The 24,749-nt window shown below is 72.8% G+C and carries 23 protein-coding genes and 1 pseudogene; 7 read left to right on the top strand and 17 right to left on the bottom strand.

Translation table 11 applies throughout. The features are described from left to right. A pseudogene (locus ACFVGO_RS05820) lies at positions 1 to 2,639 on the top strand (hypothetical protein); the annotation flags it as partial. 117 nt (positions 2,640 to 2,756) lie between these two features. Beyond that, positions 2,757 to 3,686, top strand: a complete 930-nt coding sequence (locus ACFVGO_RS05815; protein ID WP_359899925.1) for a cellulose-binding protein — start codon at positions 2,757 to 2,759, stop codon at positions 3,684 to 3,686. A 110-nt stretch (positions 3,687 to 3,796) separates the two neighbouring features. Here the strand turns inward: ACFVGO_RS05815 and ACFVGO_RS05810 are convergent, their stop codons facing one another. Both ACFVGO_RS05810 and ACFVGO_RS05805 read right to left on the bottom strand, forming a co-directional pair. Beyond that, a complete protein-coding gene (locus ACFVGO_RS05810; RefSeq protein WP_224283203.1) occupies positions 3,797 to 4,117 on the bottom strand; it encodes a hypothetical protein in 321 nt (106 codons plus the stop codon). Beyond that, a complete protein-coding gene (locus ACFVGO_RS05805; protein WP_359899927.1) occupies positions 4,114 to 4,911 on the bottom strand; it encodes an alpha/beta hydrolase in 798 nt (265 codons plus the stop codon). Before ACFVGO_RS05805 ends, ACFVGO_RS05810 begins: the two co-directional genes overlap by 4 nt. Before the next feature lie 93 nt (positions 4,912 to 5,004). Between ACFVGO_RS05805 and ACFVGO_RS05800 the strand changes: the two genes are divergently transcribed. Both ACFVGO_RS05800 and ACFVGO_RS05795 read left to right on the top strand, forming a co-directional pair. Continuing rightward, positions 5,005 to 6,009: an ATP-binding cassette domain-containing protein gene (locus ACFVGO_RS05800; protein ID WP_359899929.1), complete on the top strand. Its 1,005-nt coding sequence runs from the start codon at positions 5,005 to 5,007 to the stop codon at positions 6,007 to 6,009. 1 nt (position 6,010) lies between these two features. Continuing rightward, positions 6,011 to 6,778, top strand: coding sequence for an ABC transporter permease subunit (locus ACFVGO_RS05795; RefSeq protein ID WP_359899931.1), 768 nt, complete (start codon positions 6,011 to 6,013; stop codon positions 6,776 to 6,778). Positions 6,779 to 6,797: 19 nt separating this feature from the next. On the opposite strand, the gene ACFVGO_RS05790 is transcribed toward ACFVGO_RS05795, so the two are convergent. Further along, positions 6,798 to 7,121 carry an ATP/GTP-binding protein gene (locus tag ACFVGO_RS05790; protein ID WP_359899933.1) on the bottom strand — a complete coding sequence of 108 codons (324 nt, stop codon included), beginning with the start codon at positions 7,119 to 7,121 and terminating at the stop codon, positions 6,798 to 6,800. A gap of 391 nt (positions 7,122 to 7,512) precedes the next feature. Here ACFVGO_RS05790 and ACFVGO_RS05785 point away from each other — a divergent pair, with 391 nt between their 5' ends. After that, on the top strand, positions 7,513 to 8,661 hold the full coding sequence (locus ACFVGO_RS05785) for an LLM class flavin-dependent oxidoreductase (RefSeq protein WP_359900024.1): 1,149 nt from the start codon (positions 7,513 to 7,515) through the stop codon (positions 8,659 to 8,661). A gap of 141 nt (positions 8,662 to 8,802) precedes the next feature. Here ACFVGO_RS05785 and ACFVGO_RS05780 read toward each other — a convergent pair whose 3' ends face one another. Beyond that, positions 8,803 to 9,195: an SCO5389 family protein gene (locus ACFVGO_RS05780; protein ID WP_359828614.1), complete on the bottom strand. Its 393-nt coding sequence runs from the start codon at positions 9,193 to 9,195 to the stop codon at positions 8,803 to 8,805. A gap of 481 nt (positions 9,196 to 9,676) precedes the next feature. Here ACFVGO_RS05780 and nucS point away from each other — a divergent pair, with 481 nt between their 5' ends. After that, positions 9,677 to 10,336: an endonuclease NucS gene (nucS, locus tag ACFVGO_RS05775; RefSeq protein ID WP_359899935.1), complete on the top strand. Its 660-nt coding sequence runs from the start codon at positions 9,677 to 9,679 to the stop codon at positions 10,334 to 10,336. 4 nt (positions 10,337 to 10,340) lie between these two features. On the opposite strand, the gene ACFVGO_RS05770 is transcribed toward nucS, so the two are convergent. The 5 genes from ACFVGO_RS05770 to ACFVGO_RS05750 form a co-directional block, all read right to left on the bottom strand. Next, a complete protein-coding gene (locus ACFVGO_RS05770) occupies positions 10,341 to 12,617 on the bottom strand; it encodes an ATP-binding protein (protein WP_359899937.1) in 2,277 nt (758 codons plus the stop codon). Positions 12,618 to 12,881: 264 nt separating this feature from the next. Then, positions 12,882 to 13,202 (bottom strand): STAS domain-containing protein, encoded by a 321-nt coding sequence (locus ACFVGO_RS05765; RefSeq protein ID WP_359899939.1) that lies wholly within the window; start codon positions 13,200 to 13,202, stop codon positions 12,882 to 12,884. Between the two features lie 354 nt (positions 13,203 to 13,556). Continuing rightward, complete coding sequence (locus tag ACFVGO_RS05760) at positions 13,557 to 14,426, bottom strand: 3-hydroxyacyl-CoA dehydrogenase family protein (RefSeq protein ID WP_359899940.1); 870 nt, start codon at positions 14,424 to 14,426, stop codon at positions 13,557 to 13,559. 170 nt (positions 14,427 to 14,596) lie between these two features. Beyond that, positions 14,597 to 15,247 carry a response regulator transcription factor gene (locus ACFVGO_RS05755; RefSeq protein ID WP_359899942.1) on the bottom strand — a complete coding sequence of 217 codons (651 nt, stop codon included), beginning with the start codon at positions 15,245 to 15,247 and terminating at the stop codon, positions 14,597 to 14,599. Then, complete coding sequence (locus ACFVGO_RS05750) at positions 15,244 to 16,452, bottom strand: histidine kinase (RefSeq protein WP_359899944.1); 1,209 nt, start codon at positions 16,450 to 16,452, stop codon at positions 15,244 to 15,246. Before ACFVGO_RS05750 ends, ACFVGO_RS05755 begins: the two co-directional genes overlap by 4 nt. 158 nt (positions 16,453 to 16,610) lie before the next feature. Here ACFVGO_RS05750 and ACFVGO_RS05745 point away from each other — a divergent pair, with 158 nt between their 5' ends. Continuing rightward, on the top strand, positions 16,611 to 17,231 hold the full coding sequence (locus ACFVGO_RS05745) for a hypothetical protein (RefSeq protein ID WP_380630924.1): 621 nt from the start codon (positions 16,611 to 16,613) through the stop codon (positions 17,229 to 17,231). A gap of 66 nt (positions 17,232 to 17,297) precedes the next feature. On the opposite strand, the gene ACFVGO_RS05740 is transcribed toward ACFVGO_RS05745, so the two are convergent. The 8 genes from ACFVGO_RS05740 to ACFVGO_RS05705 form a co-directional block, all read right to left on the bottom strand. Continuing rightward, positions 17,298 to 17,870, bottom strand: a complete 573-nt coding sequence (locus ACFVGO_RS05740) for a cob(I)yrinic acid a,c-diamide adenosyltransferase (protein WP_359899948.1) — start codon at positions 17,868 to 17,870, stop codon at positions 17,298 to 17,300. 135 nt (positions 17,871 to 18,005) lie between these two features. After that, the gene (locus tag ACFVGO_RS05735; protein ID WP_359899950.1) at positions 18,006 to 18,506 is read right to left on the bottom strand and encodes a DUF2550 domain-containing protein; all 501 of its coding nucleotides are present in this window, start codon (positions 18,504 to 18,506) and stop codon (positions 18,006 to 18,008) included. A 148-nt stretch (positions 18,507 to 18,654) separates the two neighbouring features. After that, entirely contained in the window at positions 18,655 to 19,038 is a 384-nt protein-coding gene (locus ACFVGO_RS05730; RefSeq protein ID WP_280676020.1) for a F0F1 ATP synthase subunit epsilon, read from the bottom strand. Between the two features lie 186 nt (positions 19,039 to 19,224). Beyond that, positions 19,225 to 20,670, bottom strand: a complete 1,446-nt coding sequence (gene atpD / locus ACFVGO_RS05725) for a F0F1 ATP synthase subunit beta (protein ID WP_359899952.1) — start codon at positions 20,668 to 20,670, stop codon at positions 19,225 to 19,227. Between the two features lie 2 nt (positions 20,671 to 20,672). Then, positions 20,673 to 21,587: a F0F1 ATP synthase subunit gamma gene (locus ACFVGO_RS05720; protein WP_359899954.1), complete on the bottom strand. Its 915-nt coding sequence runs from the start codon at positions 21,585 to 21,587 to the stop codon at positions 20,673 to 20,675. Positions 21,588 to 21,619: 32 nt separating this feature from the next. Beyond that, positions 21,620 to 23,194: a F0F1 ATP synthase subunit alpha gene (atpA, locus tag ACFVGO_RS05715; RefSeq protein WP_359899956.1), complete on the bottom strand. Its 1,575-nt coding sequence runs from the start codon at positions 23,192 to 23,194 to the stop codon at positions 21,620 to 21,622. Between the two features lie 156 nt (positions 23,195 to 23,350). Next, the gene (locus ACFVGO_RS05710; protein ID WP_359899958.1) at positions 23,351 to 24,166 is read right to left on the bottom strand and encodes a F0F1 ATP synthase subunit delta; all 816 of its coding nucleotides are present in this window, start codon (positions 24,164 to 24,166) and stop codon (positions 23,351 to 23,353) included. Then, positions 24,163 to 24,723 (bottom strand): F0F1 ATP synthase subunit B, encoded by a 561-nt coding sequence (locus ACFVGO_RS05705; protein WP_359899960.1) that lies wholly within the window; start codon positions 24,721 to 24,723, stop codon positions 24,163 to 24,165. The genes ACFVGO_RS05710 and ACFVGO_RS05705 overlap by 4 nt, the downstream gene beginning before the upstream one ends. Positions 24,724 to 24,749: the final 26 nt, after the last annotated feature.

Raw genomic sequence — 24,749 nt, 5'->3', positions numbered from 1 at the left:
TGGCCCAGCAGGAGACCACCCAGCAGCGCGAGACCGCCGAGGCCTACGCCGACCGCGTCCGCACCGAGGCCGAACAGCACGCCACCGACCTCACCGAACGCACCGCGGCCGAGACCGCGGAGGTCCGCGAGGCGGCCGACCAGCACGCGGCCCAGGTCCGCGAGCAGGCCGACGCCTACGCCGACGAGCAGCGCACCACCGCCGACACCTACGCCGCGCAGACCCGGACGGAGGCCGAGCAGGCCGCCGCGGAGCTCCGGGCCCTGGCCCAGCAGGAGACCACCCAGCAGCGCGAGACCGCCGAGGCCTACGCCGACCGCGTCCGCACCGAGGCCGAACAGCACGCCACCGACCTCACCAAGCGCACCGCGGCCGAGACCGCCGAGGTCCGCGAGGCGGCCGACCAGCACGTCGCCGAGGTCCGCGAGGCGGCCGACCAGCACGCGGCCCAGGTCCGCGAGGCCGCCGACCAGCACTCCACCGAGGTCCGCGAGCAGGCCGACGCCTACGCCGACGAGCAGCGCACCACCGCCGACACCTACGCCGCCGACGTCCGCGAGCAGGCCGACACCTTCGCCGCCGAGCAGCGCACCGCCGCCGAGGAGGCGCTGGAGCGCGCCGAGGCCACCGCCGAGCAGCGCCGCGCCGAGGCCGCCAAGGACGCCAAGGCCACCCGCGAGAAGGCCGCCGCCGAGCTGGCCCTGGCCAACGAGCAGGCCTCGACCGTCCGGGCCGAGGCCGGCCGCGAGCTGTCCGAGGCCCGCGCCACCGCCGACGGCATCCGGGCCGAGGCCACCGCCGAGCTGGAGCAGGCCAAGGCCGACCGCGCCGAGCTGATCTCCGCCGCCAAGGCCGAGGGCGCCGAGCTGGTGGCCGTCGCCGAGGAGGAGGCCGCCGAGGTCCGCCAGGCGGTGGCGGGCATGCACGAGGCCGCCGCCGAGCAGATCGCCGCGCTCAGGGCCGCCGCCGGGCAGGAGGCCGCCGAGGTCCGCGAGGCCGCCGAGCAGGACGCCACCGAGCTGCGCGTCCTCGCCGAGCGGGAGACCGCCGAGCAGCGGGAGCTGGCCGAGCGGGAGACCACCGAGCTGCGGGAGTCCGCCGACGCGTACGCCGCCGAGCTGCGCGGCCTGGTGGAGCGCGAGAGCGCCGAGCAGCGCGAGCTCGTCGACCGCGAGACCGCCGACCTGCGGGCCCGTACGGAGGCCGAGACCACCGCCCTGCGCGAGCAGACCGAGCTGGAGCTGGCCGCCGAGCGGGAGGCCACCGAGAACGAGCTCGGCCGGCAGCGCGCCGAGGCCCTGGCCTACGACGAGCAGCTGCGCGCGGACGCCGAGGCCGAGCTGCGCGCCGCCCAGGAGGCCGCCGAGCAGCTGCGGGCCGACGCCGGGGCGCAGGCCGCCCGGACGGTGGCCGAGGCCGAGGCCCAGGGTGCCCGCGGCATCGCCGACGCCGAGGAGCTGTCCGCCGGTCTGCGGGCCGAGGCCGAGGAGTACGCCCTCGCCACCCGCACCCTGGCCGACGAGTACGACTCCGCCACCCACTCCCGCGCCGACGACTACGACGCCAGGACCCGGGAGGCCGCCGAGCAGTTCGACAGGGCCACCCGCGAGCACGCCCAGTCCGTCCTGGAGAAGGCCTTCGCGGACGCCGAGGCGCTCGGCGAGGACGCCCAGACCACCGCGCTGGCGACCACCGCCGCCGCGGAGGAGCAGGCGGACGCGATGGTCGCCGCCGCCCGCAAGGAGGCCGGCCGGCTGGTCGCCGCCGGCGAGGCGGCCGGTCAGGCCGAGGTCGAGAAGGGCCGTTCCGACGCGGACGCCCTGCTCGCCGAGGCCCGCCGGGACGCGACGGCGATCCGCGAGCGCGCCGAGGAGCTGCGCGAGCGCACCGACGCCGAGGTCGAGGCCCTGCACGAGCGCGCCCGCAAGGAGAACGCGGCGGCCATGAAGTCGGCCGGCGAGCGGGTGGACGCGCTGGTGACGGCCGCCCAGGAGCAGCTGACCGAGGCCGAGGAGCAGGCGGTGGCCACCGTCGCCGAGGCCGAGGACCGCGCGGCGGCGCTGGTCGCGGCGGCCGAGGACCGCGCGAGCGAGCTGACCTCGGAGGCGTCCGCGGAGGCCAGCAAGGTCCGGCTGTCGGCCGTCCGCAAGGCGGAGGGCCTGCTGAAGGAGGCGGAGACCAAGCTCGCCAACTCCACGGACCGCGCCGAGTCGCTCATCGAGAAGGCCGAGGCGAAGCTGCGGTCGTCCGAGAGCGAGGCCGAGGAGCGGCTGGACCGGGCCTCCACCGAGGCGGAGAAGCGGCTGCGGGACGCCGACGAGGCCGCGGACGAGCAGATCGAACTGGCGAAGGCGGAGGCCGAGCGGCTGCTCGCCGAGGCGACGGCCGAGGCGAAGCGGGTCACCGACGAGGGCCGGCGCGAGCTGGACGAGCTGGTGCGCCGCCGCAAGGACATCAACACCGAGATCTCCAGGGTCCAGGACGTGCTGTCCGCCCTGGAGGCGTTCGAGGCGCCGGCGCCGGTCGCCCAGGCCAACGGGGGAAGCAGCACCAAGAAGGACGGGGGCGCCAAGGCCGGTGCCGGAGTTGGCTCCCCCCGGTCGGGTGGCAATCGCTCCAAGAGCGCACCACCCGATTGAGCGGACATTGGCGGTCATTGTCCGTGAGAGAACGGCATATCGCCGTCGACACTCCGGTACCGTGTCAGGATTCCCTCAACCACCTCAGCGGTTTGACGACAGGAAGCCCAGAACCCCATGAGCGACAGTCACTCCCCTCACGGCTTCGACCTGGTGCGCCGTGGGTACGAGCGCGCCCAGGTCGACGAGCGGATCACCAAGCTGGTGGCCGACCGTGACAGTGCCTTGACCCGGATCAGTGCGCTGGAGAAGCGCATCGAGGAGCTCCACCTGGAGACCCAGTCCGCCCAGGCGGCGGTCGTGGAGCAGGAGCCCTCCTACGCCGGTCTCGGCGCCCGGGTCGAGAAGATCCTGCGACTCGCCGAGGAGGAGGCCAAGGACCTGCGCGACGAGGCGCACCGCGCCGCCGAGCAGCACCGCGAGCTGGCCGAGGCCGCCGCCCAGCAGGTCCGCTCCGAGGCCGAGAACTACGCCAAGGACCGCAAGGCCAAGGCGGAGGACGAGGGGATGCGGATCGTCGACAAGTCCAAGAGCGACGCCGCCCAGCTGCGCGCCGAGGCCAACAAGGACGCCCAGAACAAGCGCGAGGAGGCGGACGCCCTCTTCGAGGACACCCGCACCAAGGCCGCCCAGGCCGCGCTGGAGTTCGAGACCAACCTGGCCAAGCGCCGCGAGCAGTCCGAGCGGGACCTGGCCGCCCGTCAGGCCAAGGCCGAGAAGCGCCTGGCCGAGATCGAGCACCGGGCGGAGCAGCTGCGCCTGGAGGCCGAGAAGCTGCGCACCGACGCCGAGCGCCGCGCCCGCCAGACCGTCGAGACGGCCCAGCGCCAGTCCGAGGACATCGTGGCCGACGCCAACGCCAAGGCGGACCGCATCCGCAGCGAATCCGAGCGCGAGCTGGCGGCCCTCACCAACCGCCGCGACAGCATCAACGCCCAGCTGACCAACGTCCGCGAGATGCTGGCGACGCTGACCGGCGCGGCCGTGGCCGCCGCCTCGCTGCCGACCGACGACACCCTGGGCGTGCCCGCCCAGCAGTCGCGCTGACGCACGCAGGCCCCAGCGGCACCGCAGGCCCTCACCCGCCCGGGTGAGGGCCTGTCGGCTTTCGCGCCGTCATCGTCCCGGGCGCTTCCGGCCCGGTCGGGCGCGGGTCCTCACCTCGGGTAGGCGCCGTCCGGCCGCTGGTAGCCGCTGCTGAGCTGGTTGCCCTCGTCGTCGGAGACGGTGCCGAACCAGGAGGTGCACCAGACCGACACCGAGTCCGGCCAGTACTGCACCTCGAAGGGGTGCCCGGGCCCGTAGTCGCCGTACGAGGTGACGATGAAGGTCTCCCCCGGGCGCATCCAGTAGTCCTCGCCGAGCGGTTCCAGCGTGAGCTCGACCAGGCCCTCGCCCCGGTTGGTCACGGGCATCCGGCCGGTGACCTCCAGGGCGGAGAAGTCCCAGGCCGCCGCGTCCTGGCTCTCCTGGCTCATCCGGCGGCCACCCGGGCGAGCAGGGTGCGCACGACGGCGTCGAAGGCCTCGGGCGCCTCCAGGGCGCTCAGGTGGCCCACCCCGGGCAGGACGGTCAGCTCGGCGTCCGGCCGGGCCCGCAGCATCGGCTCGGCCTCCTCGGGCGCCACCAGGGCGTCCTGGGCGCCCGCCACGACGGAGACCGGCACCCGCAGGGCGGCCAGGACGTCCAGGGCGTCCGGGCGGGCCGCCATGGCCCGCTGGGCCCAGGCGACGGCGGCCGGCGGCGCGGCGGCGACCATCGCCTGCACCCGCTCCACCAGGTGCTGCGAGTCGGGCCCGAGCTGCCCGGCCGCAACCTGCTCGTCGAGCAGCAGCCGCACGCTGTCCCGCGCGGTGACGGCGGCGGCGATCCGCTCCCGGTTGGCCCGTACCGCGTCGGTGTCGGCGGTGGCCCGGGTGTTGGCCAGCAGCAGGCCGGCCAGCCGGTCGGGGTGGCGGCGGGCGAAGGCCAGCGCCACGTAGCCGCCCATGGAGAGCCCGGCGACCACCGCGCGCTCGATCCCGGCCGCGTCCAGCAGCAGCGCGAGGTCGTCCGCGACCGGGTCCAGCGAGGGCTCGTCGGCGCCCAGCACAGTGCCGCCGAACCCCCGCTGGTCGGGGGCGAGCACGCGCGCTTCGTCCCCGGTCAGGCCGGGCAGCGTGTCCAGTTGGGACGACCACATCGAGGCGTTCAACGGAAAGGCGTGCAGCAGCACGAGTGGTGTTCCGGTACCGCTCTCGCGGACCGACACTGCGGAGGGGAGCTGGGTCATGCGTCCAACCTATTCCGGCACGCCCGGCGGGCCCACTCAGCGGGCCGCGATACCCCCTTTGTCCTAGCCTGGCAAGGAAGTGAGGGAGCGCGAATGATCGAGTTGCACGACCTGACAAAACGTTACGGCAAGACGCTCGCGGTGGACCGGCTCAGCTTCCAGGTCCCCCGGGGCGTGGTGACCGGCTTCCTCGGCCCGAACGGCGCCGGCAAGTCCACCACCATGCGCATGATCCTCGACCTCGACCGCCCGACCGCCGGCCGGGTGACCATCGACGGCAGACGGTACGGCCAGCTCAGCGAGCCGCTCAAGTACATCGGCGCGCTCCTGGAGGCCAAGGCCGTCCACCCCGGCCGCACCGCCCGCGACCACCTGCTCTGGCTCGCCCAGAGCAACCGCATCCCCGTGCGCCGGGTGGACGAGGTGCTCGCCCTGGTCGGCCTCACCCCGGTCGCCCGCAAGCGGGCCCGCGGCTTCTCGCTCGGCATGGGCCAGCGCCTGGGCATCGCCTCCGCCCTGCTCGGCGACCCGGAGATCGTCATGTTCGACGAGCCGGTCAACGGCCTGGACCCGGAGGGCATCCTCTGGATCCGCAACCTGATGAAACGCCTCGCCACCGAGGGCCGGACGGTCTTCGTCTCCTCCCACCTGATGAGCGAGATGGCCGTCACCGCCGACCACCTGGTGGTCATCGGCCGCGGCCGGCTGCTCGCCGACCTGCCGATGCCGGAGTTCATCCGGCGCAACTCCCGCTCCGCCGTACGGCTGCGCACCCCGGAGCCCGAGCGGCTGCTCGACGTGCTGGCCGAGGCCGGCCTGCGGCCCGAGCCGGGCCCGGACGGCTCCCACGAGGTGGTCAACGGGGACATCGCGCGGCTCGGCGAGCTGTTCGCCGGGCACGGCGTGGTGCTGCACGAGCTCAGCCCGCAGCAGGCCTCGCTGGAGGAGGCCTTCATGCAGATGACGGCCGACTCGGTGGAGTACCACGCGGGCGACGGACCGGGCCGGGACGCGGCCGGCGCGCCCACCGAGTGGGGCGCCGGCTGGAAGGCGGACGGCGCCCGGCCGACCACCACCGCACGGCAGGAGGAGAACTGAGATGGCGTCCTTCCCGGCGATCCTGCGCTCCGAGTGGACGAAGATCCGCAGCGTCCGCTCGACGGTCTGGACGCTCGCGCTGACCTTCGTCGTCACGGTCGGCATCGGCGCGCTGCTGTCCCTGCTCACCAACAACAACTTCACCGAGTTCCGCCGCGACGACCTGTCCCCGTTCGACGCCACCGGGACGTCCTTCTCCGGCATCATGCTCGGCGAGCTGGCGATCATCGTCTTCGGCGTGCTGGCGATCGGCAACGAGTACAGCAGCGGCATGATCCGGGTCACCCTGGCCGCCGTCCCGCAGCGCGCCACCCTGCTCACCGGCAAGGCGGCGGTGCTCGGCGCCCTCGCCCTCGCGGTCTCGCTGGTGACGGCCTTCGTCACCTTCTTCGTCGGCCAGTCGCTGCTCGGCACGCACTCCACCACGATCGGCGAGCCCAACGTGCTGCGGGCGGTGTTCGGGGCCGCGCTGTACCTGACGATGCTCTGCCTGTTCTCGGCCGGCGTCACCACGATGCTGCACAACCAGACGCTCGCGCTCGGCGTGCTGGTGCCGTTCTTCTTCCTGCTCTCGCCGATCCTCTCGGCGGTGCCGAAGGTCAAGACCCTGGCCCACTACTTCCCCGACTACGCGGGCTCGCGGATGCTGCTGGTGTACGAGCAGCACGGCCAGCCGTACGGGCCATGGACCGGCTTCCTGATCTGCCTCGCCTGGACGGCCGCGGCGCTGGTCGGCGGTGCGCTGGTGCTCAAGAAGCGCGACGCCTAGCGGGACCCGGCCGGACCCGTCAGTACCGCGGAGCGCCGCGGCCTCGCAGGACGTTGGAGGCCCGGCGCTCCCGCGCTCCCCAGCAGGCGCGGTGCCAGTGCCGCCGGTCGTCCACTCCCGCGCCGTACTGCGGCCAGGCCACCACGTGGCCCACCCCCGGCGGGATCTCCTGGTCGCAGCCCGGGCAGCGGTAGAACCGACCCGCCGTCCCGGCGACCGTCTGAACCACCCAGTCCTCGCCCTGGTAGCTCTCGGTGCGGCGCAGCGAACCGCCGACCGGGGCGGTCGGCTCTGCGCTCTCGTGCGGGGCGGCGCTCTTGATCCGGTTGCGGCGCGGCGACACGGCGGACTCCCTCTCCTCCTGGGCTCTGGATCGTTCCAGCCTACGGCCGGGCGGGCCCCCCGCACGGCCACTACCACGGCTCCGTCCGGCACTTCGGCGTTTTTGCCGAGATCCACCCGATCATCGGGGAAATCGGGAGTTCCGCGTGCCATTGGCACATGACATCGGATACCCACAGGGGGAGAAGGCGGGGCCCGCAGACCCTGCGCGCACCCGAGGAGGCCCAACGATGAGCAAGACCAGCGCCCGCGCCGAGAGCGGCCGGCCCCTCGGGGTCCGGCCGGTCGCCCCCGGTCCGACGCTGACGTCCGTCCCCCCGGTCACGGCCGTCGTGGGCCGGCCGCTGCCGGCGCCCCAGCGGGCGGGCGCGCTGCCGCCGTCCACCGGTCCGGTGCGGGTCGGCCTGTTCCTGCTGTCCGCGCAGTTCCCCGGGCAGAGCCACGGCGAGGCGCTGGAACGCACCGTCGAATCCGCCGTCGAGGCCGAACGCGCCGGGCTGGACAGCGTCTGGCTGGCCGAGCACCACTTCGTGCCGTACGGGGTCTGCCCGGACGCCGCCACGCTCGCCGCGATGCTGCTCGGCCGCACCCGCCGGATCGGCGTCGGCACGGCGGTCAGCGTGCTCTCCACCCGCCACCCGGTGGGGCTCGGCGAGCAGGCCGCGCTGCTGCACCTCACCTCCGGCGGACGGTTCACGCTCGGGGTGGGCCGCGGCGGGCCGTGGATCGACCTGGACGTGTTCGGCGGCGGCGTGGACGCCTTCGAGAAGGGCTTCCCGGAGCGGCTGGACCTGCTGCTGCGCTGGCTGCGCGGCTCCCGGGTGGGCGCGGACGGCCCGCAGTTCGCCTTCCCCGAGGTCGCCGTGGTGCCGCGGGCCACCGAACCGGTGCGGCGGCCGGGCCTGAGCAGCTGGCTGGGCCTCGGCGGGCGGACCGGCCCGGTGCGCTTCCCGCGCCAGCGCCGGGACGACGAGGGCCTCGGCGAGGAGCTCACCGCCTCCGGACGGCCGGTGGCCGGGCCGCCCGTGGTGGTCGCCTGCACCTCGCCGGGCGGGGTGCGGCTGGCCGCCGAGCGCGGCCTGCCGATGCTGCTCGGCATGCACTCCGGGGACGACGACAAGCTGCGGATGCTGGAGCTGTACCGGACCGCCTGGCTGGCCGCCGGGCGCGGCGAGGAGCAGCTGCGCCGGATCGGCCGGCAGCACGTCGCGGCCGGGGTGGCCCAGGTCGACGACCGCGCCGCGGCGGCCCGGTCCACGCTGCTGAACGCGATGCCCGGCTGGTTCGAGTACGGGCTCGGCGCCCACCGCACCGTGGACGGCCGCGAGCGCAAGATGCGCGATCCGCGCCAGTACACCGAACTGCTCTGCGACCTGCACGCGGTGGGCACCCCGCGGCAGTGCGCCGACCGGCTGCTGGCCACCGCCGAACGCACCGGCATCCGGCGCTTCGCCCTGCTCGCCGAGGGCAGCGGCGACCAGGAGGCGACCCTGCACAACATCGCCCGGCTCGGCTCGGAGGTGCTGCCGCAGCTGGGCTAGACGTGCCCGGCGGAGGACAGGCCCGGCGGGGGGACGTATCGGACGGGGGACGTGCCGGGCGGGGGGACGTGCCCGGGCCGCCGCCCCTCCCCCCGCACCGGGGGACGGGGGCGGCCGGCGCCGCAGCGGGCTGCGGCGGGGTCAGCAGTCCCGCAGTTCCTCGGACTGGTTGAGCAGCTGCTCCCGGACCGAGGTGAAGCGGTCGTACCGCGCCTCGTTGGCGTCCGACGGCAGGAACACCGCGACCCGGTGACAGTTCTGGAAGGCCAGCCGAACCCCGAAGTGGCGCTGGAGAGCGCCCCGGATGGCGTCGCTGGCGAGCGCGCGCAGCAGCTGGCCGCGGGCCTGCTCGCTGGGCGGCGGCACCTGGTTGTCGGCGAAGTCGGTGCCGTCGACCTTCGCCTGGGCGACCAGCGAGCTGATCAGGTCCCAGGCGTAGGGCAAAGAGACGCGGACGCAGTCGACGAATTCCCGCTCGTCGACCTCGCCCCGCTCGGCCTTCTCCAGCAGGGCCGGTGAGACGTCGAGCGACATGGATTCTCCTCTCGCGGTCCACCCGCGCGGCGCCCGGGTGGTCGTGCGTAGGTCAAGCTCACAGTGAGGGTGGCGGATTCGCATGGGGTGTCCGGAACACCGAGGGACAGGGGTTTCCGGCACCTTCGCGACAGCGGCGGCACCACGGGACGTGACGCCCTGGATACCGAACGCGCTCAGAACAGCGTGGCAGTCAACGGCGCGGCAGGCCGGTCATTCCTGCGGATTGCTTCGGAAATATGTTGCGGTGCACCGGATTGGCCGGATCCCGTCGGATCGTTCATCTGAAGTCTCCATCCCCGTTGACAGCGATCCCGCGAGCGTGCCGTCACACACCGTAGCGACTTGAGGGTGGGGGCGCCAGACCTCGACGGGGCGGTGGCGGGAGCGCAGGACCTCCATGTTGGCCGGGTTCGCGCTTTCTTCACCCAGCCGTCGCGGAATCGCATCAACTGGCCCCGGTGGGCTAGCGTGGTCGACCGTGCGTCTCGTAATTGCCCGCTGCTCAGTCGACTATGCCGGTCGGCTCTCCGCCCATCTGCCCTCCGCCACCAGGCTGATCCTGGTCAAGGCCGACGGCAGCGTCAGCATCCACGCCGACGACCGCGCCTACAAGCCGCTCAACTGGATGTCCCCGCCGTGCGCCCTCAAGGAGGCCGACGGGGTCTGGACGGTGGAGAACAAGGCCGGCGAGAAGCTCATCATCACGCTGGAGGAGGTGCTGCACGACTCGTCCCACGAGCTCGGGGTCGACCCCGGCCTGATCAAGGACGGCGTGGAGGCACACCTCCAGGAGCTGCTCGCGGACCGGATGGAGGTGCTCGGTGCCGGCTGGTCGCTGATCCGCCGCGAGTACCCCACCGCGATCGGCCCGGTCGACATCCTCTGCCGCGACGCCGACGGCGCCACGGTGGCCGTCGAGATCAAGCGCCGCGGTGAGATCGACGGCGTCGAACAGCTCACCCGCTACCTCGAACTCCTCAACCGGGACCCGCTGCTGGCCCCGGTCAAGGGCATCTTCGCCGCGCAGGAGATCAAGCCGCAGGCCCGCGTCCTGGCCACCGACCGCGGTATCGGCTGCGTGGTGCTGGACTACGACGAGCTGCGCGGCATCGACGACGACAAGCTCAAGCTGTTCTGACCGCTCAGGACGGACTGGACGACGGGCTGGACGTGCCGGTCGGACCGGCCGAGCCGCTCGGCGACGAGCTCGGTTTGGCGGTCGTGGTGGACGGCTCCGGCGACGGCGAGGTGCCGGTGCCGCCGCCGGGCTGAGTGCCGCCTCCGCCGGTGCCGCCCGCGCCCGGACCGCCGGGGTTCGGCCCCGGCGGCTGCTGGCCCGGTACGGGCGGCTGCTGCGGGGCCTGCGACCCGCCCGCCCCCGGCGAGGAGCTCGGCCTCCTCGTCGGCGAGGCGCTCGGCGAGTGCGAGGCACTGGCGCTCGCGGACGGCGCCGGGCTGCTCCCCTGCGTCGGCGCACCGCCCGGCCCGGCACCGGCCGTCGTCGGCCCGGCACTGCCGGACTGCTGCGGGAACGGCGGGTCCTGGGTGCCGCCGCCGTCCAGCCGACCGTTGTTGTGCGGGTCCTTCCCCCTGACCTCCTCCGGCCCGCTGAAGCTCATCGCCACCGCCGCGCCGAGGACCCCCAGGGTCAGCACCGCGGTGGAGACCACCGCCACCCGCCGGCGCCTGCTGGACTTCAGGCGGGCCGGCACCCGGGCCGCGATCTTGCGGATCACCGGGGCGCGGCCGGGCGCCGCGACGGGCGCGGCGGCCGGCAGCTGCCGGCCCTCGGCGCGCAGCAGGTCGAGCATCCGGCGTGCGGCGGCCACCCCGCGCTGCTCGCCCGCGGTGGCCCGCAGGGTGAGCGCGGTCTCCAGTTCGGCGACGGCCCGGGAGGGCTGCCGGACGCAGATCGCGTGCACGCCCGCCTCGTGGTGGAACCAGGCCTGGTCGACCGCCGAACCGGTGCGGCGGGCCGCCTCCAGACCGAGCTGGAGCACCCGCTCCCAGGCGCCCCAGCGCAGCGACAGCGCCAGCGCGGGCGCCGCCGCCCGGGCGAGCCGGACCACCGCGTCGTGCCGTCCGGCGGTGCGGTCGGCGAGCAGCACGCCGACCATCACCTCGGCCTCGGCGGCGACCTGTTCCAGCGTCACCGAGCTGTGCCCCACCCACCAGGCGAAGTGCTGGGCGGCCCCGTCGACGGAGCCCCGGGCGGGCCAGTGCGGGAGGAGCAGGTCGAGCGCGCCGGCGGTCAGCCGGTGGTGCCCGCCGATGGACACCGCCAGTCCGGCGTCGGCGAGTTCGGCGAGGGCGGCCTCGCCCTGCCCGACGTCGATCAGCGCCGGCAGGTGCGGCGCGGTGGGGCATTCGCCGCCGAGCGCGACGGCGAGCCGCAGCACGGCCTGCGCGGGCTCGCTCAGCCCCTCGGCGAGCCGGACCGCGGGCGAGGCGGTCTCCGCCACCGAGGGCAGCGGGACGGTGAGCCGCAGCGCGTTCTCCCGGATCGCCGGGTCCTCGTCCTGGACGGGCTCGTCGACGGCCCCGAAGACGTCCATCCGGTCGTCCTCGGCGGCCACCAGCGCGTCCACCGAGACGTCCCGCTGGCGCAGCAGCGCGGCGGCCTGGACGAAGCGCAGCGGCAGGCCCTCGGACTCGAACCAGAGGTCCACCGCCCAGGCCTTCTCGGTGACGTCCAGCGGCCGTCCGGCCAGCCGGGCGGTGAGGGCCAGGCAGGCGGAGCGGGAGAGTCCGGCCACCAGGTGGTCCTGGAGCCGGGAGCCGGGGGGCAGCGGCGGGCCGTCCGGGGCGGCGGAGATCAGGAAGGCGCAGCCGGGGGCGGCGGCGAGCAGTTCCTCCAGCTCGGCGCCGGAGGGCTCGGCGGCGTCGATCACCACGATCGCGCCGACCTCGGCGAGGTGGAAGGCCAACTGCCCGGGGTCGGGGCGGTATCCGGGGGCGTGGTGGGTGGCCGCGAAGAGGTCCTGGAGCAGGTCGGCGCCGGTCCGGCGGTGGCCGCAGAGCTGCACCACGCCGTCGGGGGCGAGGTCGGCGGCGGCCTCGGCGACGGCCGACAGCAGCGCGCTGCGGCCCGAGCCGGCCTGGCCGACCAGGCGTATCGAGCGGCCCTCGGCGAGCAGGGCGAGCAGTTCGGCGGTGTCGGTCTCGCGGTCGAGCATCGGCAGATCGGCGGGCCCGGCGCCGAGCGCGAGCGGGCCGACCGCGCGGCCGACGCCGCCGACCGGACCGCGGGCGGGCTCGCTGCGTCCGGTCCGGCGCGGACGGGGCCGCCACTCCTCGGGACAGGTCCTGGCCTCGGAGCCGTCCGGGGCGCCGACGCCCACCAGCAGGGCGCCGGAGACCAGTTCGCCGCCGCGGGTGCGAACGGCCTCCTGCCGGAACTCCCCGGATGGCTGTGCCACGTTCTGCTCCGCATCGTGCTCGGCCGTCGGCGCCCCGCGCCGCCCGGCTGACGTCTTGGTGGCGGCCGCGGCCGGGCTGGAGGCAGCCCCGGCGGCCGTCTTCTGACGGGCAGACTCTTGCACATCCGGCCCCGGCCGTGCAGAGCGGTCCGTGGCCGACGGCCGGTCCGCGGCGCTGACCAGGGGCGTTGCGCGGACGGACCGGGGGTGCGCAGGCGCACGGTCCCGGCGCGCGGCGCGGTGGGGGCCGTGGGGCCGCGGGAGCTAGAGAGCGAACCCGTGCGCCTCGGCGGCGCCGTCGACGGCCAGGATGCGGTGCAGCTTGGTGGCCACCAGCAGCCGCTGCAGCTGGGCCGGGACGGAGCGCAGCACCAGCCGGCGGCCGATCCGGCCGGCCCGCCGGTGGGTGCCCATGATCACGCCGAGCCCGGTGGCGTCCCAGAACTCCAGCCGGCCGAGGTCGAGTACGAGGTCGCCGAGGCCGCCGTCCACGGCCTGGTGCAGCCGGGCCCGCGCGTCGGCGGCGGTGCGCACGTCGAGGCGGCCTTCGATGGCCAGCGCCGTGTGGTCGCCGGTGATGCGCATGCTCTCCTCCTTCGCCTGGACGGCCTGGTGCGGGGCGGGTCCGCCCCGGCCGTGCCGGGAGCGGGAGCGGGGGGTGCATACGGGCGGGCCGAAGCCCCACACCCGGACCCGGGCGGAATGCCGGGTTCCCTCATCTGACGGTGAACCGGCTCCGCAGGTTGCTGGTTTTGGCCAGATCTGAAGCAACTTCACCCGTCCGAGGGAATATACGCAGGTCGGCCCCACACCTACGCTCGATTACCGCCCAAATCACCCGTCTGCGGCACCCGGCGTGAGGAAACTCACCCGGCCCTGCGGAGCGGGCCGTACGATGCTCCGATCGCACGGCCCGGCCGGTCGTTCAGCCCTGCCGGCTCACTTGCCCTCGTACGGGTAGAAGCCGCGGCCGCTCTTGCGGCCCAGGTCACCGGCGGTGACCATGCGGGCCATGATCTCCGGCGCGGCGAACTTCTCGTCCTGGGTCTCGGTGTAGATGTTGCGGGCGGCGTGCAGCAGGATGTCCACGCCGGTCAGGTCGGCGGTCTGGAGCGGGCCCATCGCGTGGCCGAAACCGAGCCGGCAGGCGGTGTCGATGTCCTCGGCGGTGGCCACGCCCGACTCGTACAGGCTGGCGGCCTCGACGACCAGCGCGGTGATCAGGCGGGTGGTCACGAAGCCGGCCACGTCGCGGTTGACCACCACGACCTCCTTGCCGACGCCCTCGGCGTAGGCGCGGGCGGTGGCCAGCGTCTCGTCGCTGGTCTTGTAGCCGCGGACCAGCTCGACCAGCTTCATCATCGGGACGGGCGAGAAGAAGTGGACGCCGACGACCGACTCCGGGCGCCCGGTGGCGGCGGCGATCCGGGTGATCGGGATGGCGGAGGTGTTGGAGGCCAGGACGGCGCCGTCCTTGGCGAGCTTGTCGAGCTCGCGGAAGACGGCCTCCTTGACCTCCAGCTGCTCGAACACGGCCTCGACCACGATGTCGGCCTCGGCGACGGCGCCCAGGTCGGTGGTGGTGGTGATCCGGCCCAGCGCGGCCTCGGCGTCCTCGGCGCTCAGCCTGCCCTTGGCGACGAACTTCTCGTAGGAGGCGCGGATGCCGGCCAGGCCCCGCTGGAGCGCCTCCTCGGTGACGTCCCGCAGCACCACCGGGTGACCGGCCTGCGCGGACACCTGGGCGATGCCGGCGCCCATCAGGCCGGCACCGATCACGGCGATCTGCTTGCTGGACGCATTGCTCATGGCTGGGTCTCCCGATGCCGTCGCCGCCCCGCGGGCGGGCCCTGAAGGCGGCTCAGGGCAGGGGTCGCCGCCAGAGAGCCGCATCGCTCGTTTTTCCGGGACTCTAATGCCCAAATCCCCCGTGCAATAGCAATCGGGAGTGTGATCTGCAACCGACGTGAAACAGGTGATCAGACGGTCAGTCCGAGGTCCTGCGCCAGGATCGCCGCCTGCACCCGGCTGCGCAGCCGCAGCTTCGCCAGGATCCGGCTGACGTGCGTCTTGGTGGTCGCCTCCGCCATCTCCAGCCGGGCCGCGATCTCCCCGTTGGACATCCCGGCCCCGATGCAGGCCAGCACCTCCCGCTCGCGGCCGGTCAGCGTCCCCACCGCGGCCCGGGCCTCCGGTCCGACCGGCCGCTCGGGGCGGGCGAAGGCCCCGATCAGCCGTTTGGTCACCGAGGGCGCCAGCATCCCGTCCCCGCGCGCCACCGTGCGGATGCCCTCGATCAGGGTGTCCGCCTCCAGGTCCTTGAGCAGGAACCCGGACGCGCCGGCCCGCAGTGCGCCGTAGACGTACTCGTCCAGGTCGAAGGTGGTCAGCACGAGCACCTGGCCGGCCCCGGCGGCGACCACCTCGCGGGTCGCCGAGACGCCGTCCAGCCGGGGCATCTGCACGTCCATCAGCACCACGTCCGGCCGCAGCTCCAGGGCCAGCCGGACGGCCTCCTCGCCGTCCGCGGCCTGCCCGACCACCTCGAACTCCGGCTCGGCGCGCAGGATCATCACCAGCGCCGCCCGTACCGCCGCCTGGTCCTCCGCCACCAGCACCCGGATCGTCATGCCCGCCCCTCGTTCCCCCGGGCGCGCGGCAGCACCGCGCGCACGCTCCAGTACCCGCCCTTCGGCCCGGCCTCGAAGCTGCCGCCGAGCAGCCCGGCCCGTTCCGCCATGCCCACCAACCCGGCCCGGGCACCGGGCAGTTCACGGCCCGGACCGCCCCGGTACGGGCTGTCGACCGAGATCCGCAGTTCCTCCGGCGCGAACTCCAGCCGCAGGCTGACCAGTCCGGGCCCGGCGTGCTTGAGGGCGTTGGTCAGCGACTCCTGGACGATCCGGTACGCGGCCAGCCCGACCGGCACCGGCACCTCCCCGCGCTCGCCGCGCTCGTCCAGCGCGAAGTCCAGCCCGACGTCCCGGCCCGCCGCCCGGGCCTTGGCCAGCAGGGCGTCCACCGCGGCCAGGTCGGGGGCCGCGTACGACTCGTCCACCTCTCCCCCGCCGCTGTCCCGGAGCAGTCCGATCATGCGACGCATTTCGGCCAATCCCTGGACGCTGTTCTCCCGGATCACCGCCAGCACCTCCACCAGGGGATCGTCCTGGGGCAGGTTCCGGCGCCGGGCCACCGACTGCGCACCGGTGGCGTGGATCGCGATCGCCGACAGGTGGTTGGCCACCACGTCGTGCAACTCCCTTGCCATCCGGGCTCGTTCGGCGCCGATCGCCTCCCGCCGGTCCATCTCCGAGAGCAGCGCGGTCTGTTCCGCGCGCAGCCGCTCGGCCTCCGCCTCCTGCCGGTGCTTGCGCACCACGTCGCCGCTCCACACCGGGCCCAGGAAGACCAGTGTGCTGACCACGACGATCAGCAGCGCGAGCGAGGTGCCGCCGTAGACCGCCGCCAGGGTGGACAGCGCCAGCACCGTGGCCCCGCCGGACAGGTGCAGCACCCGGGACATCCGCGGGGTGCCGTAGATCACCGCCGCGTACAGCAGGTCGGTGTACATGATCAGCGTGGCCACCAGGTTGCCGGCGAACACGCTCGCCGCGAAGGCCAGCCCGCCGAGCGACACCGCGAGCACCGGCCTGGTCCGCCGGACCAGCTCCAGCCCGGCCATCACCAGCAGCGTCGGCACCACCGCCCACGGCGGCACCCGGTCGGCCCGGTCGTACACCCCGAAGGCGATCAGCACCGCACCGCCGAGCAGCCCGGCGAGGGCGATCAGCTGGTCCTGTCGGCGCGGGGGGAGCGCGGGGAACGGGAGGGGCACGTCCCCATCTCATCATCCCCGGCGGCCGGCCCGGCTCCGGTCCACGAAGGAGCCCGCTACATCGAAAGGTGCAGGCCGGACCGGCACCGCGCGACGACGACAGCGGCACGCCCCCCGCACGAGGCTGGAAGCACCACCGAAACGTCCGGGAGCAGAACGTGATCGTCACCCTCATCGTCGCGGCCGAGATCTCCTTCTGGATCCTGCTCGGCCTCGGGCTGACCGCCCGCTACCTCCTCCGGTGGCGCCGCACCAGCACCGCGCTGCTGGTCGGCCTGCCGGTGGTGGACCTCACCCTGTACGCCCTCACCGTCCTCGACCTGCGCGGCGGCGCCACCGCGAGCTGGACGCACGCCCTGGCCGCGAGCTACGCGGGCTTCTCGATCGGCTACGGCCCCTCGCTGGTCCGCTGGGCCGACCGGCACTTCCTGCACCGCTTCGCCGGCGGCCCCAAGCCGCTGCCCTCGCCCAAGTACGGGCCGGAGCGGACCAGGTACGAGTGGCAGATCGCCGGCCGGACCGTCGTGTCCGCCGCGGTCACGCTGAGCCTGATCACCCTGCTCGTCCCGCTCTCCGCGGGCTCCGCCCACTTCGGCACCTTCCTCCAGTGGTACCTCAAGCTGGGCATCGCCGCCGTGGTCAACGTGATCGTGGCCGGCTGCTACTCGCTCTGGCCCAAGCAGCCGCCGGCCGGCGTGGTGGTCGAGGACGGCCGGGTGGTCACCGGGAAGACCCTCGCCGGCAGCGCCCCCGACCGCACCCCGGCCGACCGGCCCTGAGCCGCCGAAGCCCCGTCCTCGGACTCCCACGGGGGAGCAGTCGGAGGACGGGGCTTCGGCATGTTCCTAGCGGTTCTCGCCCGGGACCCAGAGCACGTCCCCGCGCTCCTTGTTGGCCACCCGGGCCAGGATGAACAGCAGGTCGGACAGCCGGTTGAGGTACTTCGCGGTCAGCGGGTTGACGCTGTCGCCGTGCTCCGCGATCGCCGACCAGGTCGAGCGCTCGGCCCGCCGCACCACCGTGCAGGCCAGGTGCAGGTGGGCCGCCCCGGGCGTACCGCCGGGCAGGATGAAGCTGCGCAGCTTCTCCACCCGCGCCAGGTACTCGTCGCAGTCCGTCTCCAGCCGGTCGATGTAGGACTGCAGCACCCGCAGCGGCGGGTACTTCGGGTCCTCCACCACCGGGGTGGACAGGTCGGCGCCGACGTCGAACAGGTCGTTCTGGACCCGGACGAGCACCGCCGTCATGTCCTGCGGCAGCTCACCGACGGCGAGGGCCACGCCGATCGCGGCGTTGGCCTCGTTGGCGTCCGCGTACGCGACCAGTCTCGGATCGGTCTTGCTGGTCCGGCTCATGTCGCCGAGCGCGGTGGTGCCGTCATCGCCGGTACGGGTGTAGATGCGCGTCAGATTGACCATGCGGCCAGAGTAGCCGCCGGGTTAGGCGCCGTTAACCCCGCCTCGGAAGCCCCCGGGCGTGTCGGCGGGCCGCTGCGCGACATCGACCCTCCCCCGGCCTCCGGTCGGGGGCACCCCCGTCCGGGAATCCCGTCGCTACGCGACGTTGACCCTCTGGCCGGGCGGGGCGGCCTCCAGCCAGGCCAGGAAGCCGGTCAGCGCGTCCTCGCTCATCGCCAGCTCCAGCGGCGAACCGTTGTGCAGGCAGCGCAGCACCACCGAGCCGGACAGCAGCGCCAGCTCCTCCTGGCCCTCCGGGTAGCGCCGGCCGAGCACCTCGATCTCCCGGCGCGGCAGCACCTTGCGCGGGCGCGGGGCGTACGAGAAGACCCGGAACCACTCGATCGAGTCACCGCTGTACCGGCCGATACCAAAAACCCACCCCTTGCCGTCGGTCGGGGGGACCGGGGCTGAGGTGGGTTTGCCGTTCTCGTCGAGGTCGGGCTGCGTCGAGGCGTCGGCCGGCATTTTGAGCCGGTAACTGCAGTCGAAGGTGCCGCCGACCCGCTGGATCAGGCGGCGCCGGACGGCGAAGGCCATCAGCCCGATCACACCCAGGGCCACGACCGCCGCACACACCACAAGCGCGAGGACCATGCTCACCCACCTCCTCGCTACCCGCGTTCCCCGTAGCGGTCGTATCAAGCGACCGCGCTGACCTACCAACTACGACGACAGTCCCGGGGTCACGCTCACGCGTCCCCGGGACCGTCGGTCGACCCCGCCAAGCCGGGGTCCGGCGCACTCAGACGTGGGCCTTGAGGCCGCGCGCCGCGAACAGACGGACCTCGGCGCGCCGCTCGGCGTGCTCGTCCAGGTCCGACTTGGCCTTCTCCAGTGCGCGCTCGGCACGCGCGACATCGATCTCGTCCGCCAGCTCGGCGATCTCCGCGAGCAGAGACAGCTTGTTGTCGGCGAAGGAGATGAAGCCGCCGTGCACCGCGGCGATCACGGTGCCGCCGTCCACCGTGCGGATGGTGACCGGACCGGTCTCCAGCACGCTCAGCACCGGGGTGTGGCCCGGCATGATGCCGGTGTCACCGGAGGCCGTACGGGCGACGACGATGGTGGCCGCACCGGACCACACCTTGCGGTCGGCTGCGACCAGCTCGACGTGCAGCTCAGCCAACGTGGGCTCCTAGGCTCATGCAACGCCCGATTACTCGGGAGTTTCGGTAAGAATAACGGCCCCGCGCCTCCGGCATGAAACCGGCGGCACGGATTTGACCGGAATCACAGCCGATGTGCCGCGAGGGGTGGTCCCCAGGCTCGGGGGCCACCCCTCACGGTCACGCTCAGCTGCTACCGGCCGCGATTACTTCTTCGCCAGCTCGGCGGCGTTCTTCTCGAGGTCCTCGATGCCACCGCACATGAAGAAGGCCTGCTCCGGAACGGAGTCGTACTTGCCGTCCGCGATCGAGTTGAAGGCCTCGATCGTCTCGGACAGCGGCACGGTCGAACCCTCGACACCGGTGAACTGCTTCGCCACGTAGGTGTTCTGCGAGAGGAAGCGCTCGATGCGGCGGGCACGGTGAACCGTGACCTTGTCCTCCTCGGACAGCTCGTCGATACCGAGGATCGCGATGATGTCCTGGAGGTCCTTGTACTTCTGCAGGATCCCCTTGATACGGATGGCCGTGTCGTAGTGGGTCTGCGCGATGTACCGCGGGTCGAGGATGCGGGACGTGGAGTCCAGCGGGTCGACGGCCGGGTAGATGCCCTTCTCCGAGATCGGGCGCGACAGAACGGTCGTCGCGTCCAGGTGGGCGAAGGTGGTGGCCGGCGCCGGGTCGGTCAGGTCGTCCGCGGGGACGTAGATCGCCTGCATCGAGGTGATCGAGTGACCGCGGGTCGAGGTGATGCGCTCCTGCAGGAGGCCCATCTCGTCGGCCAGGTTCGGCTGGTAGCCCACCGCGGAGGGCATGCGGCCGAGCAGGGTCGACACCTCGGAACCGGCCTGGGTGAACCGGAAGATGTTGTCGATGAAGAGGAGCACGTCCTGCTTCTCGACGTCACGGAAGTACTCCGCCATGGTCAGCGCGGACAGCGCGACGCGCAGACGGGTGCCCGGCGGCTCGTCCATCTGGCCGAAGACCAGCGCGGTCTTGTCCAGAACGCCCGAGTCGACCATCTCGTCGATGAGGTCGTTGCCCTCACGGGTGCGCTCGCCGACACCGGCGAACACCGACACACCACCGAAGTTCTCGGCGACGCGGTAGATCATCTCCTGGATCAGAACGGTCTTGCCGACACCGGCACCACCGAACAGACCGATCTTGCCACCCGTGACGTACGGGGTGAGCAGGTCGATGACCTTGATGCCGGTCTCGAACATCTCGGTCTTGGACTCGAGGTCCTTGAACTCCGGGGCCTTGCGGTGGATCGGCCACCGGACCTGGACCTGCGACTCGAACTCGTCCTTGTCGACGTTCAGCACGTCACCGAGGGCGTTGAACACCTTGCCCTTGGTGATCTGGCCGACCGGGACGGAGATCGCTGCACCGGTGTCGGAGACCTGCGAACCACGGACCAGGCCGTCGGTCGGCTGCATCGAGATGCCGCGGACCATGCCGTCGCCGAGGTGCTGGGCGACCTCGAGGGTCAGGGTCTTCTTGCCCGTGCCGTCGGGGTTGTCCACCTCGACGTGCAGGGCGTTGTACATGTCCGGAATCGCGTCGACGGGGAACTCCACGTCGACGACCGGGCCGATGACCCGCGCGACGCGGCCCGTCGCCGTGGTCGGCTCAACAGTGGTGGTCATACTCATTCGCTCCCGCGGCTAGCGTCGGCGAGGGCGTTGGCACCGCCGACGATCTCGCTGATTTCCTGGGTGATCTCGGCCTGACGGGCCGAGTTGGCAAGCCGCGTGAGCGACTTGATGAGCTCGCCGGCGTTGTCCGTCGCGCTCTTCATCGCGCGGCGGCGGGCGGCGTGCTCGGAAGCGGCCGACTGCAGCAGCGCGTTGTAGATCCGGCTCTCGACGTACCGCGGCAGCAGGGCGTCCAGGACGCCCTCCGCCGACGGCTCGAAGTCGTACAGCGGGAAGATCTCCGACTTGGCCGGCGTCTGGTCGCTGAGCTGGACCTCGTCCAGCTTCAGCGGCAGCAGCCGCGCCTCGACCGCGTTCTGCGTCAGCATCGACACGAACTCGGTGGAAACCAGGTGGAGTTCGTCCACACCGCCGGTCTCGGCCGTGAAGGCCTCGATCAGGTCGGCCGCCACGGTCTTCGCATCACCGTACGTCGGCTTGTCCGAGAATCCCGTCCACGAGCCCTCGATCGCCAGACCGCGGAACGTGTAGTACGAGACGCCCTTGCGGCCGATGATGTACGCCACCACGTCCTTGCCCTCGGACCGCAGGCGCTCGGCGAGCACCAGCGAAGCCTTGATGGCGTTGGTCGAGTAGCCGCCGGCCAGGCCGCGGTCCGCCGTGATCAGCAGGACCGCCGCGCGCTTGGCGTTCGGGTTCTCGGTGGTGAGCGGGTGCTTGGCGTTGGACCGGGTGGCCACCGCCGTCACCGCCCGGGTGAGCTCATCGGCGTACGGAGTGGAGGCGGCCACCGCGCGCTGCGCCTTGACGATGCGCGACGCGGAGATCATCTCCATCGCCTTGGTGATCTTCTTCGTCGCGGTGACAGAGCGGATCCGGCGCTTGTAGACCCGAAGCTGTGCTCCCATGGGTCGTTACGTCCTTTCCCTCGCTACCGGACTCAGGCCTGCTCGGAGAGCAGCTTGCCGTCAGCGGTCTGGTAACCCTGCTTGAAGGCCTCGATCGCGCTGGTCAGCGCGTCGACGGTGCCGTCGGCCAGCAGACCGGTCTCGACGATGCCGGCGAGCAGGTCCTTGTGCTGCAGGCGCACGTGGTCCAGGAACTCGCGCTCGAAGCGGCGGATCTCGGCGACCGGGACGTCGTCCAGCTTGCCGTTGGTGCCGGCCCAGATGGAGACGACCTGCTCCTCGACCGGGAACGGCTGGTACTGGCCCTGCTTCAGCAGCTCGACCATGCGCGCACCGCGCTCCAGCTGGGCCTTGGAGGCCGCGTCCAGGTCGGAACCGAAGGCGGCGAAGGCCTCCAGCTCACGGTACTGGGCGAGGTCCAGACGCAGGCGGCCGGCGACCGAGCGCATGGCCTTGATCTGGGCGGAGCCACCGACGCGGGAGACCGAGATACCGACGTTCACGGCCGGGCGGATGCCGGCGTTGAACAGGTCGGACTCCAGGAAGCACTGGCCGTCGGTGATGGAGATGACGTTGGTCGGGATGTACGCCGAGACGTCGTTGGCCTTGGTCTCGATGATCGGCAGACCGGTCATCGAGCCGCCGCCCAGGGCGTCGTTCAGCTTCGCGCAGCGCTCCAGCAGGCGGGAGTGCAGGTAGAAGACGTCGCCCGGGTAGGCCTCGCGGCCCGGCGGGCGGCGCAGCAGCAGGGAGACGGAACGGTAGGCCTCGGCCTGCTTCGACAGGTCGTCGAAGATGATCAGGACGTGCTTGCCGTCGTACATCCACTCCTGGCCGATGGCCGAACCGGTGTACGGGGCGAGGTACTTGAAGCCGGCCGGGTCGGAGGCGGGAGCGGCCACGATGGTGGTGTACTCCAGCGCGCCGGCCTCCTCCAGGGCGCCGCGGACGGACGCGATGGTGGAGCCCTTCTGGCCCACGGCGACGTAGATGCAGCGGACCTGCTTCTCCGGGTCGCCCGAGCGCCAGTTGTCGCGCTGGTTGATGATCGTGTCGACGGCCACCGCGGTCTTGCCGGTCTGGCGGTCACCGATGATCAGCTGGCGCTGGCCGCGGCCGATCGGGGTCATCGCGTCGATGGCCTTGATGCCGGTCTGCAGCGGCTGCTTGACCGACTTGCGGGCCATGACGCCGGGGGCCTGCAGCTCAAGGGCGCGGCGACCGGTGGCGGCGATGTCGCCCAGGCCGTCGATCGGGTTGCCCAGCGGGTCCACGACGCGGCCGAGGTAGCCGTCGCCGACCGGAACCGAGAGGACCTCGCCGGTGCGGCGCACGGTCTGGCCCTCTTCGATGCCGCCGAACTCACCGAGGACGACGACACCGATCTCGCGGGTGTCGAGGTTCAGCGCGAGGCCGAGCGTGCCGTCCTCGAACTTCAGCAGCTCGTTCGCCATGACCGAGGGCAGGCCCTCGACATGCGCGATGCCGTCCGCCGCGTCAGTGACCGTGCCGACCTCTTCCACAGAAGCGGCGTCCGGCTGGTACGACTGGACAAAGTCGGCCAGCGCGTCCCGGATCTCCTCCGGACGGATCGTAAGCTCCGCCATCAGGCTTCCCTGCTCTCCTAGTTTGCGATCCTCGGCCCGCCATTGAGGGCCGCAAGTATTCGACTCTCGGCCGGGTCTTCCGAACCGGCCGTACGATGTGCCGGCTCCTTGGGGAGCCGGTTTCCCGACCGAGGGTCGGATGTGCTGCTTCGGTGCTCAGCCTTCGAGCGACTGGCGAGCGCCTTCGAGGCGGCTCGACACGGTGCCGTTGATGATCTCGTCGCCGATCTGCACCTGGACGCCGCCGACGACCTCGGGGTCGACGTCGATGTTCAGGTGGACCTGGCGGCCGTACATCCGGCCCAGAGCACCGGACAGGCGCTCCTTCTGGGTGTCCGACAGCGGCACCGCGGTGGTGACCAGGGCCACCACGCGGCCGCGGCGTGCGGCGGCGAGCTTCGAGTAGGACTCGAGGCCCTGCTCCAGGCTACGGCCACGCGGCGCGTTGACGAGGGCGGTGACCAGCCGGACGGTGCCGGCGTTGGCGCGGCCGCCGAGCAGCTTCTTGATCAGCTCGGCCTTCGCGACGGCTCCGGCCTTCGGCTCGGTCAGCGCGGCGCGCAGCTCGTGCGCGCCGCTCACCACCCGGCCGAAGCGGAAGAGCTCGTCCTCGACGTCGTCCAGGACGCCGGCCTTGTCCGCGGCGATGATCTCCGCGTACGCGGAGAGCTGCTCGGTCGCGTCCACCAGGTCGCGCGAGCCCGACCAGCGGGAGCGGACCAGGCCGGAGACCAGGTCGACGGCCTCGCCGGAGACCTGACCGGTCAGCAGCGAGGTGACCAGCTGGGCCTTGTCCTGGCCGGACCGGGACGGGTCCGTCAGGACTCGGCGCAGCGACACCTCACGGTCCAGCACGGCCGTGACGGCGGTGAGCTCCTCGGCGAGCTTGGCCGCGTCCACCGAGGTGGAGTCGGTCAGGCTCTCCAGGTTCTGCCGGCCGGCAGCGAGGGCCTCACGGCTGGCGCCGATCACTTGGCCGCACCCTGAGCAACGGCGGCCTTGGCCTCCAGCTCGTCCAGGAAGCGGTCGATGACGCCGCTCTGCCGGGCGTGGTCCTCCAGGGACTCGCCCACGATGCGGGACGCCAGCTGGGTGGCCAGCGAGCCCACGTCCTGACGCAGGGCGGCAGTGGCCTGCTTCTTGTCCGCCTCGATCTGGGCGTGACCGGCGGCGACGATGGCCTCGCGCTGGCGCTGGCCCTCCTCGCGCATCTCGGCGAGCTGGGCGGCACCCTGCTCGCGAGCCTGCTCGACGATGCGGGCAGCCTCGTGGCGCGCCTCGGCGAGCTCGGCGCGGTACTGCTCAAGCAGGGCCTGGGCCTCCACCTGAGCGGCCTCGGCGCGCTCCATGCCGCCCTCGATCGCGTCCCGGCGCTCCGACAGCACCTTCTCGATGCTGGGGAGGAGCTTCTTGCCAAGGATGCCGAAGACGATGAAGAAGCAGAGCAGGCCGATGATGATCTCGGGCCATGCGGGCAGAAGGGGGTTCATGATCTCCCCCTCCTCCGCGAGGTGAGCCGCGATGCTCATATCTGGACCTTCCTCGAAGGGTCTAC

Origin of the sequence: Kitasatospora sp. NPDC057738 (assembly GCF_042798815.1) — a bacterium.
Lineage (GTDB): Bacteria > Actinomycetota > Actinomycetes > Streptomycetales > Streptomycetaceae > Kitasatospora > Kitasatospora lactacystinica.
The sequence above is the reverse complement of the archived record's forward strand: the minus strand, read 5'-3'. Positions and strand labels throughout refer to the sequence as shown.